The following is an 18327-nucleotide window of genomic DNA, read 5'->3' as shown; positions in this document are numbered from 1 at the left end:
AGTGAAGTAATGCCCTTAATAGAGTTTGGTGGATTTAGCATTATAGGACTTGCTGTCTTTGCGCTGGTTTTTTGTGCGTTCAAATTTTTCTGGAAACTCACAAAAATTTTCTTTCAAACCATTTTTGACATTACTGCGGTAGAACCCTCCGATGAATTTAAACTGCCCTCACATTTCGTACCAAAGGAAGAAATTGGCTATACGGGAGAAAAGAATCTTAGAGAGGCGGGGCTTCCCGAACAGTTCATAATTTTGAGTGTGGAAACCACAAGTTTAAATCTTGAGACAGATAAAATCACCGAAATCGGAGCTGTCAAAGTAAACCGTGATTTGATAGAACACCCGGCTTTTCTTTGCACATTGAAACCGGAAATGACGGATGGTGAAGTAAAAAATGATTTAAAGAAACTTTTGGAGTTTATAGGCAATTTACGGTTTGCAGTATTTCATCCCGATGAAGAGATTTTGTTCAGAAGGCTTTTGCAAAAGCACGAAGTAAACTTTGACAATCACTCTTCCTGTGCACTTGAGATGACAAAAAGGGCATTTCCCGGATTGCCGAGTTATGAGTTGGGAGACCTTTATTCTCATGCGGATAAGCCCGTAACTTCAAGGAAAAAAATTCCTTATCGGACAATAGCAAACTGCGAAATGGCATTAACAGTGTATGTGGGTGCGGCTTCGAAACTTAAGAGTGTTGATTAACCAATAGTCCTGTCATTCCATTTCTTTGCTGTTTGACCTTGACGCCATTCATTTATAACTTTTCTCTCGTCTTCCACACTCTCACCTCTTCATCCGATACCGCAGCACATTCAACATCTCATAATCCTGTTCATTTTTAATCAGCGCGCCCGCATATGGCGGGTCTTCTTCGGCGAGATCAAATTTTTCAAGTTCGCTTGAGGCGATTTTTCCTGCGGTCAGGAGTTTTATCCAGTCAATCAATTCGGACGTTGACGGCTTTTTCTTCAATCCCTCTATTTCGCGCAGGGAGTAGAAAATCGTGAGCGCGTTGTCCAGCAGTTTCTTCTCAAGTCCCGGATGGTGAACATCAACAATCGCTTTGAGCGTTTCAATTTCGGGGAACGTTATGTAGTGAAAAAAACAGCGCCGCAGAAAAGCGTCCGGAAGTTCTTTTTCATTGTTGGAAGTAATGATGACAATCGGGCGTTTTTTTGCCTTCACGGTTTTCTGCAACTCGTAGCAATAAAACTCCATCTTGTCCAATTCAAGAAGCAGGTCGTTAGGGAACTCAATATCGGCTTTGTCTATCTCGTCTATGAGAAGCACGGACTGCTCTTTTGCTTCAAACGCGTCCCACAGTTTTGCCCTTGTTGATGTAGTTTGAGAGGTCTCCAACCCTTTCATCTCCCAACTGCGAATCGCGCAAACGGGCGACCGCATCATATTCATAAAGTCCCTGCTGAGCCGTGGTTGTGGATTTGATGTGCCATGTAATAAGGTTTTTGCCGAGCGCTTCGGCGACTTCAAACGCGAGCATGGTTTTACCCGTTCCCGGCTCGCCCTTGATAATAAGCGGACGCTCAAGCGTTATGGAAGCGTTGACGGCAAGAATAAGGTCTCTTGTCGCAACATACTGCTCGGTTCCCTGAAACTCTTTTTTGTTCTGAGCCATAGAATATAAAAATACTTGCGCCGGAGTGGATTATCAACTTATCCCTATGACCACGGCTCTTTGTAGTAATAGACAAAATTGGCAACTTTCGGACGCTCTGTCCAGCCCATTTTTTTGTAAAACCCTCTTTTGTAGGACGGTTTCTCCTTTCCGTTCGTTACCATAAGCCGGAAGCAGTCCCTTTTTTTACCTTCTTCCATAACCGCATTTAAAAGTAAACTCCCCGCGCCCATTCCGGACACCGAAGGGCTGACGAACACATCCGAAACATATCCTTCTGTTCCCGCGAGCATAATGAATGGAACCCAGTGAACATTGACAAAACCCGCGACTTTGCCATTTTTGTTTTCGGCGACCAGAACCGTGTGCCCTTTCGGGTTTTTAAGTGATTCCTCTATGAGCCCCCTTACCGGTTTGGCGGCTTTACCAAGAGGCAACGCGTTTCTTTTTTCAGACCAGCCAATCTCCTTCAGGATTTGCATCATCGCTTCAGCGTCTCTTGTTTCCGCCTTGCGGACGGCAAGCAGTTTTTCAGTCATTGTTTTCTTCCTTTTTTCAAGGTCTCAATCAGTCCTTCCAACTTTCCAACCGTTTCAGCGGAGGAAAGTTTTCCGGCGAGAGTTTTTGAATCCTCGTCGGCAAACGCTTTTCTGATTGACTTGGAGATTTTTCCGTTTTGCGCTTTTTTCAGTTTGGTAAAATCACCTGAATTTAACTTTTGAACCTCTTTCAACGCTTTTGAAACCACCGTTTCGGGCTCCGCTACGCAATTGATAAGTCCGTTTTCAAGCGCTTGTTCAACGCTGTGGAGTTTACCCTCGCCAATGATTTTTCCGCCCTCTTTCTCTCCCAAAACCCCTTCAACAAGCGCGGTGAGCGAACAAGGCATGGGAAAGCCGATTGAGGTTTCATTCAAGCCCAGAAGCGTTTTTCCCTTTTCAGCAATTCGCGTGTCACAACACAACGCAAGTATGCACCCTCCGGCAATCGTGTGTCCGCCGATTGCCGCCGCGACCGGAGCGGAATGATTAAAAACGGTCAGCATCGCGTTCAAAAAATCCTCAAACCAGCGGTCAATTTCGGTTTTGTCGCCTCTTTTGAAAAGAGAAACGCAATGTTCAAGGTCAAGGCCGGGGGAAAACATTTTTACGCCCGAACAAAGAACAACGGGCTTTCCGGAACTATTTTTCTTTAATGACAAAAAAGCGGAATTGAGGTCGGCAAAAAAACCACTGTTCATTGTCCCGACTGAATTGGAATTCATCGTTACAATTGCCGCGTTTTCTCTGTCTTCAATATCCCAGGGCACTGCGAGCGGGAAACTAACAGACTGACATCGCACACGCAAGGCGGAAATGACACGCAGGCAACTGATAGGTATAATCTGCGACGGTTCTTCCCTGCGCAAATGCCGAAATCCTCAGACAAACCCGAATACCGGAATGGACTTGCCGCCGCGCTTGAACACGGACTTTCGGAACCCGAATACTCGCTTATAAAAAAACGACTCGGCAGAGAGCCAAACACGGTTGAGATTGGTATTCTCGGCGCAATGTGGTCCGAGCACTGCTCATACAAAAGTTCAAAAGTTCATCTGCGCAAATTTCCAACAAAGGGGAAAGCGGTTATTCACGGACCCGGTGAAAACGCCGGAGTGATGGACATTGGGGACGGGTATTGCGTTGTTTTCAAAATGGAAAGCCACAATCACCCCTCTTTTATTGAGCCGTATCAGGGTGCCGCGACCGGGGTCGGCGGAATTTTACGGGATATTTTCACAATGGGCGCGCGCCCCGTTGCGATTATTGACTCTTTAAGGTTCGGCAATCCGCAATCTGAAAAAACCAAATTTCTCGTTGAAGGCATTGTGTCCGGAATAGCGGGATATGGAAACTGCGTTGGCGTGCCAACGGTGGGCGGCGAGATAGATTTTGACGATTGCTACAACGGAAATCCACTTGTTAACGTTTTCGCAGTCGGCATAGCAAAAAAAGACGGTATTTTCACCGGACACGCCAGCGGAGTCGGAAATCCGGTTGTTTATGTCGGTTCCAAAACCGGCAGGGACGGAATCAAAGGCGCGGTGATGGCTTCCGATGTTTTTGACAATGAGTCCCCGGGTGAGCGCCCCACCGTTCAGATAGGAGATCCCTTCACGGAAAAACTTCTTATTGAGAGTTGTCTTGAGCTTTTCAAACTGGACGCCGTAGTTGGGATACAGGACATGGGCGCGGCGGGGTTGACTTCGTCTTCGGCGGAAATGGCAAGCCGCGGCGGAAACGGCATCAAAATTGAATGTGAAAAAATCCCCTTGCGCGAACGGGCGATGACTCCTTATGAAATTATGCTTTCGGAATCTCAGGAGCGAATGCTGGTGGTGCTCAAAAAAGGAAAGGAAGAACAGGCCCGCAAAGTGTTTGAAAAATGGGGGCTTGATTTTTCCGTCATCGGAGAGGTTAGTGGCGAAAAAAACCTCACGCTTATGGAAAACGGTGAAACTGTCGGCGAAATACCCATTGATTTGATAACCGAGCCACCCGAATACAGCAGGACCGTAAAAAAACCCGCTCCCCGCCCCGCTCCCGGCCCGCCTCGCGAGGGAGGGGAAAAGGACAGTTTTTTGAAAATTCTTTCCTCTCCTTTCTGCGCAAGCAAACGCTGGATTTACCGGCAGTATGATTACATGGTGGGCGCCAACACCGCCGGCGCTCCCGGTTCTGATTGCTCGCTTATTCTGGTGGACGGAACTTCAAAAGCGCTCGCCCTTTCCGCCGACTGCAACTCCCGTTATTGCATTCTTAACCCCAGAGAAGGCGCAAAGGCCGCGGTCGCCGAAAGTGCGAGAAACATAGCGTGTTCCGGCGCAAAACCTCTTGGAATTACGGACTGCCTGAATTTCGGCAACCCCGAAAATCCCGAAGTTATGTGGCAATTTAAAGAGGCGGTTGAAGGCATCTCGGAGGCAGCAAAGCATTTTTCAACTCCGGTTGTCAGTGGAAATGTGAGCTTTTACAACGAAACGGCGGGTGTTTCAATAAATCCCACTCCGGTTGTTGGTATGGTTGGGCTGTTGAATGATATTTCAAAAGCAGTTGGCCAGCATTTCAGGAAAGAGGGAGATGCGATTTTCATCGCCGGCGACACTTTTGAAGAAATGGGCGGCAGCCTTTATTTCGCTCTTATTCACGGTGAAACCGCCGGAGAGCCGCCCGCAGTCAATCTGGAATCTGAAAGCCGCCTTATATCGGCTTTGATTGAAGCGGCGGACAGGTGTATAATTAATTCCGCCCATGACATTTCCGAGGGAGGATTAGCGGTGGCGCTCGCAGAGAGTTGTTTCTCTCCGCAGAGATGTATGGCGGGTTTCTCCGTCTCTCCGGGAATGCTTAACCCCGGAATTCAAAACGGCAACGCGATTCTTTTTTCCGAAACCCAGGCGCGCACAATTATTTCCACGAGTCCTGAAAACGAGGGGAAAATCAGCGAAGTTTTCGAATCTCACAAGGTTCCTCTGAAAAAAATTGGAAATGTAACTGCGGATAATGTTATGGAATTTAAAGATATTTTTAAGACCAATGCTGAGGAGGCGATGCGGCTCTGGCTTGAAGGGTTTGAAAAGAATGTGATTTCGTAAGGCGTTATGATGTCTCAACTGAAAGAAGAATGCGGGGTTTTCGGGATTTTCAATCACTCCGAAGCCGCCAATCTTGCGTATCTTGGGCTGCACTCCCTCCAGCACAGAGGGCAGGAAAGCGCGGGAATTACAACCTCGGACGGCAAACGACTTCACAGAAAGCGCGCAATGGGATTAGTCGCGGATATTTTTGATGAGGAATCGCTCAAAAAACTTCCCGGCACAAGCGCGATTGGGCATGTTCGCTATTCGACTTCGGGTTCAAGCACTCTGAACAATATACAGCCGATTGTCATAACCAGAGCCGGGTCTGAAATGGCAATTGCCCATAACGGCAATCTCACAAACGCACTGACGCTTCGGCACCGGCTTGAGAACGAAGGCGCGATTTTTCAGTCCACAGTTGACACCGAAGTGGTTGTTCACCTGATGGCAAGATCGTCCAAACAAGACCTCGCCGGCAGAATTATCTACGCCCTTTCCTTGTGCAAAGGCGCTTATTCAATGGTTTTTCTGGATTCAAACAAACTTGTCGCCGCGAGAGACCCTTACGGATTCAGACCTCTTGTGTTAGGCAAACTGGGTGACGGCTGTCATGTTGTCGCGTCTGAAACCTGCGCCTTTGATTTGATAGAAGCTCAATATGTAAGAGAAATAGAACCCGGCGAAATTGTCATTATTGACGAAGAAGGAATTCAATCACTCAAACCGTTTCAGAAAAAACCGCCGGCAACCTGTGTTTTTGAATACATATATTTTTCCCGTCCCGATAGTTCCATGAACGGGCGCAGCACTTATCTGGTGCGAAAGGAGTTAGGCAAGCGGCTTGCCGTTGAGCACCCGGCAGACGCTGACATTGTTATCGCCGTTCCCGACTCAGGTGTTCCCGCCTCGATGGGTTACGCCGAGCAACTCGGTATTCCCCTTGAAATGGGATTTTTGAGAAGCCACTATGTCGGCAGAACATTTATTGAGCCGGAGCAGTCAATCAGGAACTTCGGCGTAAAACTCAAACTCAGTGCGGTTAGAGAGGTTATAAAAAACAAACGGGTTGTGGTGGTGGACGATTCAATCGTTCGGGGAACCACAAGCAGAAAAATAGTGAAAATGCTCAGGGGGGCGCAAGCAAAAGAGGTCCACGTGAGAATATGTGCGCCACCGATGAAGTTTCCCTGCTATTACGGTATAGACACGCCTGACAAGGGCGAACTGATAGCAAACTCGTTGAATACCGAAGAAATAAAAAAATACATAACCGCGGACTCTCTGGGATATTTAAGCAAAGAGGGAATAGACATAGCGATTCAAAACTACTCTCCCTTCAATACAAAAAAAGAAGGATATTGCTACGCCTGTTTTACGGGAGATTATAAAGTGGAGATAGATGATTTGAAATTATCTCCCACGCAGATGAACCTTTTTCCGGAGTAATTTTCAATTTTTCACCCCTGTTTGAGTTCTGATTCAAGAACCTCTTTGCGGCGCGCAAACTCTTCAAGTTTCCCTTTTTCTTTTTGGATAATTTTCTCCGGAGCCTTGTTTTTGAAATCCGGATCTGCGAGTTTACGTTCGCATTCACGGATTTGTTCAGAGAGTTCGTCCAGTTTTCTGTGAACGGATTCAATGTTCGGAACACTCATTTGCTCTTTACGTTCAGGCTCAATTTTCAGACTAATGTTAAACCGCTTGCCGGTTTGAGTTTGTAAATCGTCCAAAACGGCAAAGGAAACTGAGCCCGCAAGCCCCGACGCGGAGGAAAACTCATCTTCGTTCGCGCAAAAACTGTGAGAGGAAATTCCCGCGAGTTTTTTCAAAACTCCCGCTTCGGACTCAATTAACTGTTTTATGCGCTCTTCGTCTTCTCCGGCTTCGGGAAAGAAGACGACATTAATTTTTTCAGACACTTTAATGCCCCCCTCCCCCCTTTTTGTGCGGATTTCATCAATCAATCCCTCAAACAGAAAACTTATATCGTTAAAGTCTGCGCTGAACTCTTTTTCAATTTTTTTATCATGCGCCGGATAATCCAAATCAAGCAAATTCAAAGTTTTAACTCCAAGCAACGCCCCCATCCTGTCATTAATCTCTTCGGTAAGATGCGGGCAGAAAGGGTGCAGTGCGCGCATTGAGGCGGAGAGAACATACAAAAGAACAGCCGCCGTCCTGAGCACGGTTTGCTCATCGGAACTGCGCATTGAGATTTTCGCGGCTTCAATGTAGCGATCGCAAAAATTTCTCCAGAAGAAACGGTAAATCTCCTGAGCGGCTTTCCCGAACTCGTATTCATCCATAAAGTCATCAATTTGTTTCAGACAACCGTGCAAACTTGCAAGTATCCATTTGTCAGTTTTGCTCAAACGTGTTTTCTCTTTGGAAGTTTCAATCCGTTTCAAAGCGTCGGGAATTTCGGCTTGCCGCCGGATAATCGCTTCGTCTTCAAGAACAAATCTGGATGCGTTCCATATCTTGTTCATAAAATTTCTGTAGCCCCGTATGCTTGAAACGGAAAGGTCTATATCCTTTCCGCCCGAAGAAAGTGCACAGAGACAAAAACGCAGGGTGTCCGCTCCAAACTCATCGGCAACTTCAAGCGGGTCAATCACGTTTCCCTTGGTTTTGCTCATCTTCTCGCCGTTCTCGTCCCTTATCAAGCCGTGAATGAAGATGTCCGTGAAAGGCGGTTTGCCGGTGAATTGAAGCCCCATCATCGCCATACGCGCCACCCAGAAAAAGATGATGTCAAAACCCGTTATCAGAACCGTTGTGGGATAGTATTTTTGGAACAGGGAATTGTCATTCGTGCCCCAGTTCATCGTAACAAACGGCCATAAAGCTGAAGAAAACCAGGTGTCCAGAACATTCGGATCTCTTTTGAGGACAACATCTTCCCCGTAATGTCTGCTTGCGCTTTCGAAGGCTGTTTTTTCGTCTTCTTCAACAAACACTTCGCCGTCGGGACCATACCAGGCAGGTACTTGATGTCCCCACCATAACTGCCTTGATATGCACCACGGCTCTATGTTGTTCATCCATTGAAAATATGTGCTCTCCCAGAACTTTGGATAAAAAACCATATCTCCCTTTTTAACCGACTTGACCGCCTTGGCCGCAAGTTGTTTCACATCCATATACCACTGTTCCATAATGCGCGGTTCAATGACTGCGCCGGACCTGTCGCCGTAGGGAACCGTATGGGAAACGGATTCGGTTTTTTCAAGGAAGCCGCCCGCTTCAAGATCGGCAACGAGTTTTTTACGCGCCTCAAACCTTTCAAGTCCCCGATATTTTTCGGGTACGTTTTCATTCAGGCGCATATCTTCGTCAAAAATGTTCACAAGCGGCAAGTCATGCCGTTTACCGACTTCAAAATCATTAAAATCATGGCTTGGGGTTATCTTGACCGCGCCGCTTCCTTTTTCGGGGTCTGAATACTCATCGGTAATTACCGGAATAAATCTGCCCGTGAGAGGCAACTCCACCTCTGAGCCGATAAGGTTTTTATACCTTTTGTCTTCAGGGTGAACCGCCACTGCGGTGTCTCCGAACATGGTTTCGGGCCTTGTGGTCGCAACAACTATGTGGCCGCCGCCATTTTTAAACGGGTATTTGATGTGCCAATAATTGCCGGGAACCTCTTTCTGCTCCACTTCCAAATCGGAAATAGCCGTTTTCAGTTCGGGATCGTAATTAACCAGACGGTTGTCGCGCCGTATTAAACCTTTTTTGTAAAGATCAACAAACACATGTTTAACGGCGTCTGAAAACCCGTCATCCATTGTAAAACGTTGTGTGCTCCAATCGGGAATGAATCCCAGCCTGCCTATCTGTTCAACAATTCTGTCGCCGGATTTTTCCTTGAACTCCCAAATCTTTTCAACAAAATGCTCTTTGCCCAATTTTTCTTTTGTAAGCCCCTCTTTCGCAAGTTCGCGCTCAACAACCATCTGGGTCGCGATTCCGGCATGATCCGTTCCCGGAACCCAGAGAACATCAAAACCTTTCATTTTTTTATAGCGGACAAGAACGTCCTGAAAAGTGTTGTTAAGAGCGTGCCCGATGTGCAGAGAGCCCGTAACATTGGGAGGCGGCATCACTATGGAAAAACTTTTCTTTTTCCCTTTTACCCCCCGTGCCGACTTGAATTTTTCATTTTCAAGCCAGTAGTCCCGCCATTTTTTTTCAAGGGGAGCTGGAGTATAAGCTTTTTCCATGCCGTCCGAAACGGGAGGCAAAGCTACACTCCCGATTTCTCTTTAATCTGTTTAGATTTGGCTTCTTCCACAAGAGGCATGGGAACTGCCTGATCTTCAGTCTCAATTTTAATGTTTTTATACACATTGAGACCCGTGCCGGCAGGAATGAGTCTTCCGAGAATGACGTTCTCTTTCAACCCTTTGAGTTTGTCCTCTTTGCTCTCGCAGGCGGCTTCGGTGAGAATTTTTGTCGTTTCCTGGAAAGATGCCGCGGACAGCCAGCTTTCAGTGATGAGAGACGAGCGCGTTATTCCGAGCAACAACGGTTCGGCGGCGGCGGGTTTGCCTCCCTGCTCTTCCACTTCGGCGTTCTCTTTGTGAAACATGGATTTCGTTACGGACTCGCCGGGAATCATTGTTGTATCTCCGGGGTCTTTGATCTTCACCCTTTTTAGCATCTGCCTGACAATTACTTCAATATGCTTGTCGTTGACCCTGACTCCCTGCAGTTCATAAACACTCTGAATCTCTTTAACGAGAAATTCGCTGAGCGTTTTTTCTCCTTTAATTTTCAGAATGTCATGCGGGTTCTCATCTCCGTCCACAATCTTGTCGCCCGCGACTACAAAATCGCCTTCGCTGACGATGATGTGTTTTCCTTTCGGAACAATATATTCCTTCTCCTCTCCGATTTGCGGATTAACCAAAATGCGCCTTTTGCCTTTCACGTCTTCCCCGAATGACACGGTGCCGTCAATCTCGCTTACTATCGCAAGGTTTTTATCTTTGGGAACGCGCGCTTCAAACAGTTCAGCGACCCTCGGCAGTCCGCCGGTTATGTCTTTTGTTATTCTCTTTTTCGGAATTTTTGCGACAATGTCTCCGGGCACCACCTTTTCGCCGCTATTCTTCTCAATAATCGCGCCCACCGGAAGACCGAATTCCTGTTTGGAATTCTTGCCGCTCCTGATGATGATGGTCGGGTTCAGTTTTGCAAGTTCCTTAATACCCGTCGGTGGAGCTACAACCTCAATTTTGAGAATCCCGGTAATCTCATCGGGTTGCTGGCGGAAGTTTTTGCCCTCTTCCAGATCTTTCCACTGAATTGTTCCCGAACTCTCGGCGATATACTGGTTTGTGTAAGGATCCCACTCGGCAAGGGTTTCGTTTTCAACCTTTCCGTCCTCTTTGTTCTGCTCCCACTTGACCTTCTGACCGTCCTTAACCTTCAAGATGGCTCCCTGCTCAAGTTTGTGTGTTTCCTTCTCGTAGCCTTTTTCATCCACAATTGAAATGCGGCCGTTTCTGTTGATGACGCGCCACAGAGCGCCCGGTTGCAGTTCAACCGTTTCCACATTGGACAGTGATACGGTTCCAAGGTGGTTGTTTTCAAGAGTGGCAACTTCGGCTTTCGCCTCTCCGCCCACGTGAAAGGTTCTCATCGTGAGCTGAGTTCCCGGCTCGCCGATGGACTGAGCCGCCATAATTCCGACTGCCTCGCCTATATCCACGATTTTTCCGGTTGAGAGGTTTCTCCCGTAGCAAAGACGGCATATTCCCTCTTCGGTGTCGCAGGTTAGAACCGAGCGGATTTTAACCTCATTGATACTGCTTTGATTAATTTTTTCAGAGGCGTCGTTGTCTATTTCATTCCCGCCTTTGACAATGATTTCACCTGTTTCCGGATCTTTTAAGTCATCCAGAACAACTCTTCCGAGCACTCTGTCTCCAACCCGTTTTTTAATCTTCCCGCCATCCACTTCATTTGTGTAAATAAGCCCCTCAATGGTTCCGCATTCTTCCTCTTGCACAATTATGTCGTGCGCGACATCAATGAGTTTCCTTGTGAGATAGCCCGCATTTGCAGTTTTAAGGGCAGTATCGGCAAGACCTTTGCGTGCGCCGTAGGTTGAAAGAAAGTAGTCCATCACCTTCAACCCTTCGCGGAAGTTTGAGGTTATGGGCTTCTCAATAATGGTGTCATCTCCCTTCGCCATCAACCCCCTCATTCCGGCAAGCTGCCTCATCTGGGACATGCTGCCCCGTGCTCCGGAATCAATCATCATGTATATCGGGTTTGAGCTTGTGCTTGTTCTCTCGACGCCTTTGTCGTCTTTAACGGTCTCAAACTTGATGTTTTCCATAACATCTTCGGCAATCTCATCACTCGCTTTCGTCCAGATGTCCACAACCTTGTTATAGCGCTCTCCGTCCGTCAACAGCCCTTGAGAATACTGCCCGTGAACCTTGAGTTCCTCTTCGCGCGCCTCCTCAACAATTTTTTCCTTGCTCTCGGGAATTTCCATGTCGTTAATGGAAATTGAAATGCCGGATTTTGTGGCGTATTTAAATCCAAGAGTCCTTATGCGGTCCGCCATAACAACGGTTTCCTTCCCACCGTTTTTTCTAAAACACGTATCCACAAGGTTCTCAACTTCACCCTTGTTCATCGGTTTGTTGACCATCTTAAACGGAATGGTTTTCGGAATCGCCTCGTCATAGAGAATGACCCTGCCCACGGTTGTTTCAACAAGCTCGTCGTTGATTTTGATTTTCATCAGAGTGTGAATCCCGATGTGCCCCGAATCATACGCCATAATGACCTCTTCGGGCGAGGAGAAGTATTTGCCTTCCCCTTTGCTGTGAGCGGAATCCTTGGTCATGTAGTAGATTCCGAGAACGATGTCCTGCGTGGGCAGAATCACGGGCTTGCCGTGCGCCGGGGAAAGTATGTTGTTTGTGGACATCACAAGCGTGCGGCACTCGGCTTGCGCCTCTATGGACAGAGGCAGATGAACGGCCATTTGGTCGCCGTCAAAGTCTGCATTATAAGCGGGGCAGACAAGCGGATGAACCCTGATGGACCTGTCTTCCACAAGCACCGGCTCAAAAGCCTGAATGCTCAATTTGTGAAGGGTCGGAGCGCGGTTAAGCATAACCAGGTGCTCTTTAATCACATCGTCAAGGGCATCCCACACCACCGGAGCGCCGGTTTCAACAAACTTTTTCGCTATTTTGATTGTCGGCGCGATGGGGCTGCCGTCTTTGTTTTTGAGCTCCTGCAGTTTCTGATAAATAAACGGCTTGAAAAGCTCAAGCGCCATCTGTTTGGGAAGCCCGCACTGGTGAAGTTTGAGGTCCGGTCCCACTGTAATAACGGAACGCCCTGAATAATCCACCCTTTTCCCGAGCAGGTTCTGGCGGAATCTCCCACTTTTGCCCTTTATTATGTCGGTCAGACTTTTCAGCGGACGGTGGTTGTGACCGAGAACAGGTCTTCCCCGCCTACCATTTTCAAATAGCGCATCCACTGCTTCCTGTAGCATTCTTTTCTCATTCCTGACGATGATGTCGGGCGCGTCCAGTTCAAGCAACCGTTTCAGGCGGTTGTTTCTGTTGATAACCCTTCTGTAGAGAACATTAAGGTCTGAAGTGGCGAAACGCCCTCCGTGCGGAACAAGCGGACGCAAATCCGGCGGCAGAACGGGAATTGTTTTGAGAACCATCCACTCGGGGCGGTTGTTTGACTTGCGGAAGGTTTCACAAATCTTGCGCCTTTTTGCGATTTTCGCCTTTTTGAGTGAAGAACTTGATTCCTGCATCTCCGTTTTCAACTCTTCCGAAAGTGATTTCAAATCAATACTTTTGAGCATATCGTAAATAGCTTCGGCGCCCATTCCGTATGTGTAATCAATCTCAAAACTTTCATCCGCCTCGGTAAGGGTTTTGATTTCCTTTTCGGTAAAAGTTACTTTTTTTATAATTTTGGCGAAGTTGCTCTGAGATTTTTTCAAACCTTCTTTGGCTTTCACGAGTCGCTCCTGCGCATCTTTGAGATGCGGGGGAACTTCCTCTCCCTCGGCTTCCACTTTCTTTATGTTTTTCTCGGCTTCCTTATACAGTTTGCGCAATGCGGCGTGCTCTTTTCCGGCATCACCCTTCGTGAGATTATCGCGGGAAACGTCGAAGGCTTTTTTGTCCGCACCTCCGGATTTGGAAAGTTGTTTGAAAGCATCCCGAATTTTTTTATCACTCGTGGGAATTTCTTTAAGTCCGAGGGTTTTGTAGTGTTTCGCGAATTTTTGCTCAAACTCTTTTTTAACGGACTGAAAATTGTCCATTGCCTCTTTGAGTTTTCCTCCGGACCCAAGTTCGCCCGACTCCGATACTTTCGCGTCATAGGCCGCCTGCTCTTTCTCAAGCCCCTTTTTCGCATCCATAAAAGAATGGAGCATCTGCCGGGCTTCCGGCTCGGAAATACCGGTTTTACCCGACATAACATTTTGCAGGGAAAATTTAGTAACCAGCTCCGCGGGTAGAAGATGTTTATACCAATAGTCTTTGACCTGAGACATGACTTCTTCGCTAATAAAAAACGCAACGGCGCGATTCACGTCCTCTTCGGTTTCAAGGTTGAAGAAAATGCCCTCTTCCGGACAACTCCTGAGAGCGGTAATCACATATTCCGCCTGCCGCAGTTGAGACAGATCTTCACCCGTGAGCGTCTGCCCCATTTTGAGAGGATGGGCGCCCGGGCTTACGACCACATGGGATTCGTAGTAGAGAACCCTGTCAATGTCCCTGATGCTCATGTCAAGAATCATTCCTATGCGGCTCGGGGTGCTGCGCAAAAACCAGATATGAACAACGGGCGAGGCAAGGTCTATGTGAGCCATTCTTTCCCGTCTCAATTTTGAGGTCGTAACCTCAACGCCGCATTTTTCGCAGACAATCCCTCTGTGTTTTAGCCGTTTGTATTTGCCGCAGGCGCATTCGTAATCTTTTACGGGACCGAAAATTTTTGGACAGAACAAACCGTTCTTTTCCGGTTTAAATGTTCTGTAATTTATAGTTTCGGGTTTCTTAACCTCCCCGTGAGACCATAACTTGATGGCTTCAGGAGACGCTATTGATATCTGAACCCCCGAATAGTTGTCAGCTTTATTTGATACCATGTCTTCAAATTCCATTTTTTGCCCCCCTGTTCTGTTTTGCCGCCAGCCTTGACCGTGATTCTGCTGTTTCTTCATCGCTGTCGGAAATCAAATCTATTTGAAGTCCAAGCGACTGAAGTTCTTTTCTGAGAACGTTGAAAGATTCCGGAATTCCGGGATCAAGCCCCATTTTACCCTCAACGATTGACGCGAACATCTTTGTTCTTCCGGCGACATCATCGGACTTAACCGTCAGAAACTCTTGAAGCGTGTACGCGGCGCCGTATGCCTCAAGCGCCCAAACCTCCATCTCACCGAGCCGCTGTCCGCCGAAATGCGCCTTTCCGCCGAGCGGCTGCTGCGTGACAAGTGAGTAAGGCCCTATTGAACGTGCGTGGATTTTCTCCTCAACAAGGTGGTGAAGTTTGAGCATATACATAATTCCAACCGTTACTTTCTGGTCAAACGGCTCTCCGGTGCGCCCGTCAAACAGGATTGTTTTTCCGTCTTCTGAAACCCCTGCCAGGTCCATAAAACTTTTTATCTCTTCTTCGGTCGCACCGTCAAAAACCGGAGACGCGACGGGAATACCGTCTTTGAGGGCTTTGACAAAATTGCGCGTTTCATCTTCGTTCATTTTGTCTATAAATGAAGTGTCCCCGCCCTGTTTTCCGTAAGATTCTTTGAGTTTAGCTTTGAGCGCCGCGACTCCGTAGTTTTGCTCAATGTATTCGTTGAGTTGCTCTCCGATTTTTCTGGTTGCCCAGCCCAGATGCGTTTCCAGCACCTGCCCGACATTCATTCGGGACGGAACTCCCAGAGGGTTGAGCACCATATCAACCGGCGTGCCATCCTCCATATAAGGCATATCTTCCTGAGGAAGAATTCTTGAGATGACGCCCTTGTTACCATGCCGTCCCGCCATTTTGTCTCCGACCTGAAGATTCATTTTGACAGCGACAAAGACCTTGACGGTTTTGAGAACACCCGGCGCGAGGTCGTCTTTTTGTTCAAGTTTCTTTTTATTATCCTCATACTTCTCTTCAAGGTCGTCTATCTGCTTTAAAACCGCCTCCACCGCCATCTTGACTTGTTCGGAGAGAGCTTTCGGCTCAACTTTTATGCCCTTTATATCTTCAAGATTGAGAAGCGCGAGATTGTCAGCGGTAAAAGAGTCTCCCTTGGAAATTATCTTTTCGCCTTTACTCTTAATTTCTGATGACGCCTTCTTGCCTTTCAGCAAAGACGCCACAGTTTCAGTCGCGCTCTGTTTCAAAATGCGCGACTCATATTTCATTTCACCTTTTATTTTCTCAATGTCATTAACCTCAATATTTTTCGCCCGCGGGTCTTTTTCCGAAACGGCGCGTGAAGTTAGCACCTTGACGTCTATAACCGTGCCGGGAATGGAAGAATGACTTTTAAGGGATGTGTCTTTAACATCTCTGGCTTTGTCTCCGAAAATCGCGCGAAGAAGTTTTTCCTCCTGTGACAGACGCACCTCGCCTTTGGGGGATATTTTGCCCACAAGAATGTCCCCCATATTGACCGTTGAGCCAACCCGGATTATGCCACTATCATCAAGATTTTTGAGGGCCTCCTCTCCAACATTGGGAATGTCGCGGGTGATTTCCTCGCGCCCCAGTTTGGTTTCTCTTGCCTGACACTCAGACTTCTCTATGTGAACGGAGGTGAAAACATTGTCTTTTACGATTCTTTCACTGATAAGTATCGCGTCTTCAAAGTTATATCCGCCCCATGGCATAAACGCCACCATAATGTTCTGCCCCAGTGCCAGTTCGCCGTTTTTGGTTGAGGGTCCGTCCGCAATAACCTGCCCTTTGACCACTTTCTGACCCTTGGAAACAATCGGGGTTTGGTTCCAGCAGGTTCCCTGATTGGATTTTCTGAACTTAATCATTTTGTATATTTCCACGCCGGAGTCCAAAGAGTCGACGGACTTTGCCGTCTTGCTGTTTTTCACAACGATAATCTCGGCATCCACGTGAATGACTTCGCCATCCTCTCTGGCGATGACCGCAACTCCGGAGTCTTTTGCGACTGAAGACTCAAGCCCCGTTCCCACAAGTGGCGCGACCGCCTTAATCAAAGGAGCCGCCTGCCTCTGCATGTTTGAGCCCATAAGAGCTCTGTTCGCGTCGTCGTGCTCAAGGAACGGTATCAAAGAGGCGGAGATTGAAACAAGCTGGGACGGCGAAACGTCCATATAGGTAACTTTGTCATTTTCCACCATTTTGATTTCGCCCTCGGAGCGGCATGAAACAAAGTCCAGAATAAACATTCCCTTGCTGTCCAGAGGAGCGTTTGCCTGCGCTATGATGATGTTTTTCTCCTCTTCCTCAAGAGCGCTCATCTTGACGATTTCATCCGTTACTTTTCCGTTCTTAACAACGCGGTAGGGAGTGCGTATAAATCCGTAATCGTCAATTTCGGCGTAAGTGCTGATGCTTGATATAAGCCCGATGTTTGGTCCCTCGGGCGTTTCAACCGGACAAATCCGTCCGTAATGCGATGCGTGAATGTCCCTGACGGCAAATCCCGCTCTTTCGCGCGTAAGCCCCTTTGGACCCAGCGCGCTGAGACGCCTTTTGTGAGTGATTTCCGAAAGCGGATTAGTCTGGTCCATAAACTGCGACAACTGACCCGTTTTGAAAAAGTCCCGGACTATTGTGTCCACAACCTTAGGCACCACTATCTCTCTGGGCATTTTGTTCTCTATGCTCTGGTATCCGATCCTTTCTTTCACGGAGCGCGAAAATTTTTCAAGCCCGCTATAGAAAGTGTCTTCTATCAATCCACCCACTGTTTTAACCCCTCGGTTGCCGAGATGATCTATGTCGTCCACCTGCCTGCGCCCACCTTTGAGTTCCAAGAGGTATTTCAGCGTCTGAATAATATCTTCGCGTGTGAGCCTGAGAATTTCCTCATCAACATTGTGTTTGAGTTTGTAGTTCAGTTTTTTCCTTCCAACCTGCGAAAGCCGGTATTTGGAGGGGTTGAAAAACATATCGGAAAAGAAAACTCTTACCGCATCCGAACTCGGCGGATTTGTAGGACGGAATTTTTTGTATATCTCAACAATAGCCCCGTCACAGAACACCTCAACCCCGGCGCCAATCTTGACAAACTTGTTCCTAAGCCCTTCAATGTCGTTCATGGGAAGATTTTCAAAACATATCGTATCTTCATCTTTGGTATCGGCGAGAAAACCTGACAGGTTGCCGGTCAGTTTTGCAAACTCTTTCTTGCCGGCGTTGCCCTGTTTCACTTTAAGGGCAAAGGTGTTGTTGATTGAGTTTCCGTAAACCCTCTTTTCTTCAATCAAGGTGTCGGCAACCGAAGAAGGAATGGAAATATCGTCCATGTAGTAGAACGAGATTTTTTTAACTGAATTATCTCCGGCGGCTTGCAGAATTTCTTCGGTGATTTTTTCTCCAAATCTTGCGATAACTTCGCCGTCTTTTGTGAATATGTCTTCGGCGCATATCTTGTCAAGCAGTTCCGATTCACTCTCCAGAGGAATGGTTTCTATTTTCAGACTTTTCAATCTTTCAATAATTCTTTGAGTGAACTTTCTGCCTTTTTTGACAATTACTTCGTCGCCTTTTTTGATGTCCGCGGAACTTTTCTGATAAATAATTGTTTTCGGATTTATTTCTTTTGACGCGCCGTCTTTCTCAAACCGGACGGTTTCTATACTGTAAAAATGGTCAAGAATTTCTCTCTCCGTATATCCCAGCGCCTTGAGGAAAAGCGTAACAAGAAACCTTTTTCTACGGTCAATGCGGACGTTAAGAAAGTTTTTTGAGTCAAAATCAAAATCAAGCCACCTGCCGTCCTGAGGAATAATTTTTGCGACAAATGACTCGGTTGAAGACTGGGACTGGCCTCCGAGTTTCGGGCCAT

Annotated in this window: 8 protein-coding genes and 1 pseudogene; 3 read left to right on the top strand and 6 right to left on the bottom strand. The window is 47.3% G+C overall.

Annotation, left to right across the window (positions count from 1 at the left end; all coding sequences use genetic code 11):
- Positions 1-9 precede the first annotated feature (9 nt).
- Entirely contained in the window at positions 10-705 is a 696-nt protein-coding gene (locus ACY430_RS00110) for a PolC-type DNA polymerase III domain-containing protein (protein WP_462136879.1), read from the top strand.
- Positions 706-786: 81 nt separating this feature from the next.
- On the opposite strand, the pseudogene ACY430_RS00105 reads toward ACY430_RS00110, so the two are convergent.
- From ACY430_RS00105 to ACY430_RS00095, 3 genes and pseudogenes are all read right to left on the bottom strand, one after another.
- A pseudogene (locus ACY430_RS00105) lies at positions 787-1639 on the bottom strand (AAA family ATPase).
- 44 nt (positions 1640-1683) lie between these two features.
- Positions 1684-2178 (bottom strand): GNAT family N-acetyltransferase, encoded by a 495-nt coding sequence (locus tag ACY430_RS00100; RefSeq protein WP_462136878.1) that lies wholly within the window; start codon positions 2176-2178, stop codon positions 1684-1686.
- Positions 2175-2948, bottom strand: a complete 774-nt coding sequence (locus ACY430_RS00095; protein WP_462136877.1) for an enoyl-CoA hydratase/isomerase family protein — start codon at positions 2946-2948, stop codon at positions 2175-2177. The genes ACY430_RS00100 and ACY430_RS00095 overlap by 4 nt, the downstream gene beginning before the upstream one ends.
- A gap of 99 nt (positions 2949-3047) precedes the next feature.
- Here ACY430_RS00095 and purL point away from each other — a divergent pair, with 99 nt between their 5' ends.
- Together purL and purF are read left to right on the top strand one after the other, a co-directional pair.
- Positions 3048-5273 carry a phosphoribosylformylglycinamidine synthase subunit PurL gene (purL, locus tag ACY430_RS00090; RefSeq protein WP_462136876.1) on the top strand — a complete coding sequence of 742 codons (2226 nt, stop codon included), beginning with the start codon at positions 3048-3050 and terminating at the stop codon, positions 5271-5273.
- A 6-nt stretch (positions 5274-5279) separates the two neighbouring features.
- Complete coding sequence (gene purF / locus ACY430_RS00085; protein WP_462136875.1) at positions 5280-6704, top strand: amidophosphoribosyltransferase; 1425 nt, start codon at positions 5280-5282, stop codon at positions 6702-6704.
- An 11-nt stretch (positions 6705-6715) separates the two neighbouring features.
- On the opposite strand, the gene ACY430_RS00080 is transcribed toward purF, so the two are convergent.
- The 3 genes from ACY430_RS00080 to rpoB all read right to left on the bottom strand — a co-directional run.
- Positions 6716-9484 (bottom strand): valine--tRNA ligase, encoded by a 2769-nt coding sequence (locus tag ACY430_RS00080; RefSeq protein WP_462136874.1) that lies wholly within the window; start codon positions 9482-9484, stop codon positions 6716-6718.
- Between the two features lie 23 nt (positions 9485-9507).
- Positions 9508-14436 carry a DNA-directed RNA polymerase subunit beta' gene (gene rpoC / locus ACY430_RS00075; RefSeq protein ID WP_462136873.1) on the bottom strand — a complete coding sequence of 1643 codons (4929 nt, stop codon included), beginning with the start codon at positions 14434-14436 and terminating at the stop codon, positions 9508-9510.
- Positions 14426-18327: DNA-directed RNA polymerase subunit beta (gene rpoB / locus ACY430_RS00070; RefSeq protein WP_462136872.1), on the bottom strand; the 3902-nt coding region annotated here is incomplete at its 5' end. The genes rpoC and rpoB, both read right to left, overlap by 11 nt.

The sequence above is a fragment of the Candidatus Mycalebacterium sp. genome (assembly GCF_977828045.1).
Note: the sequence above shows the minus strand (reverse complement) of the source record. Positions and strands in the feature narration are given on the sequence as shown.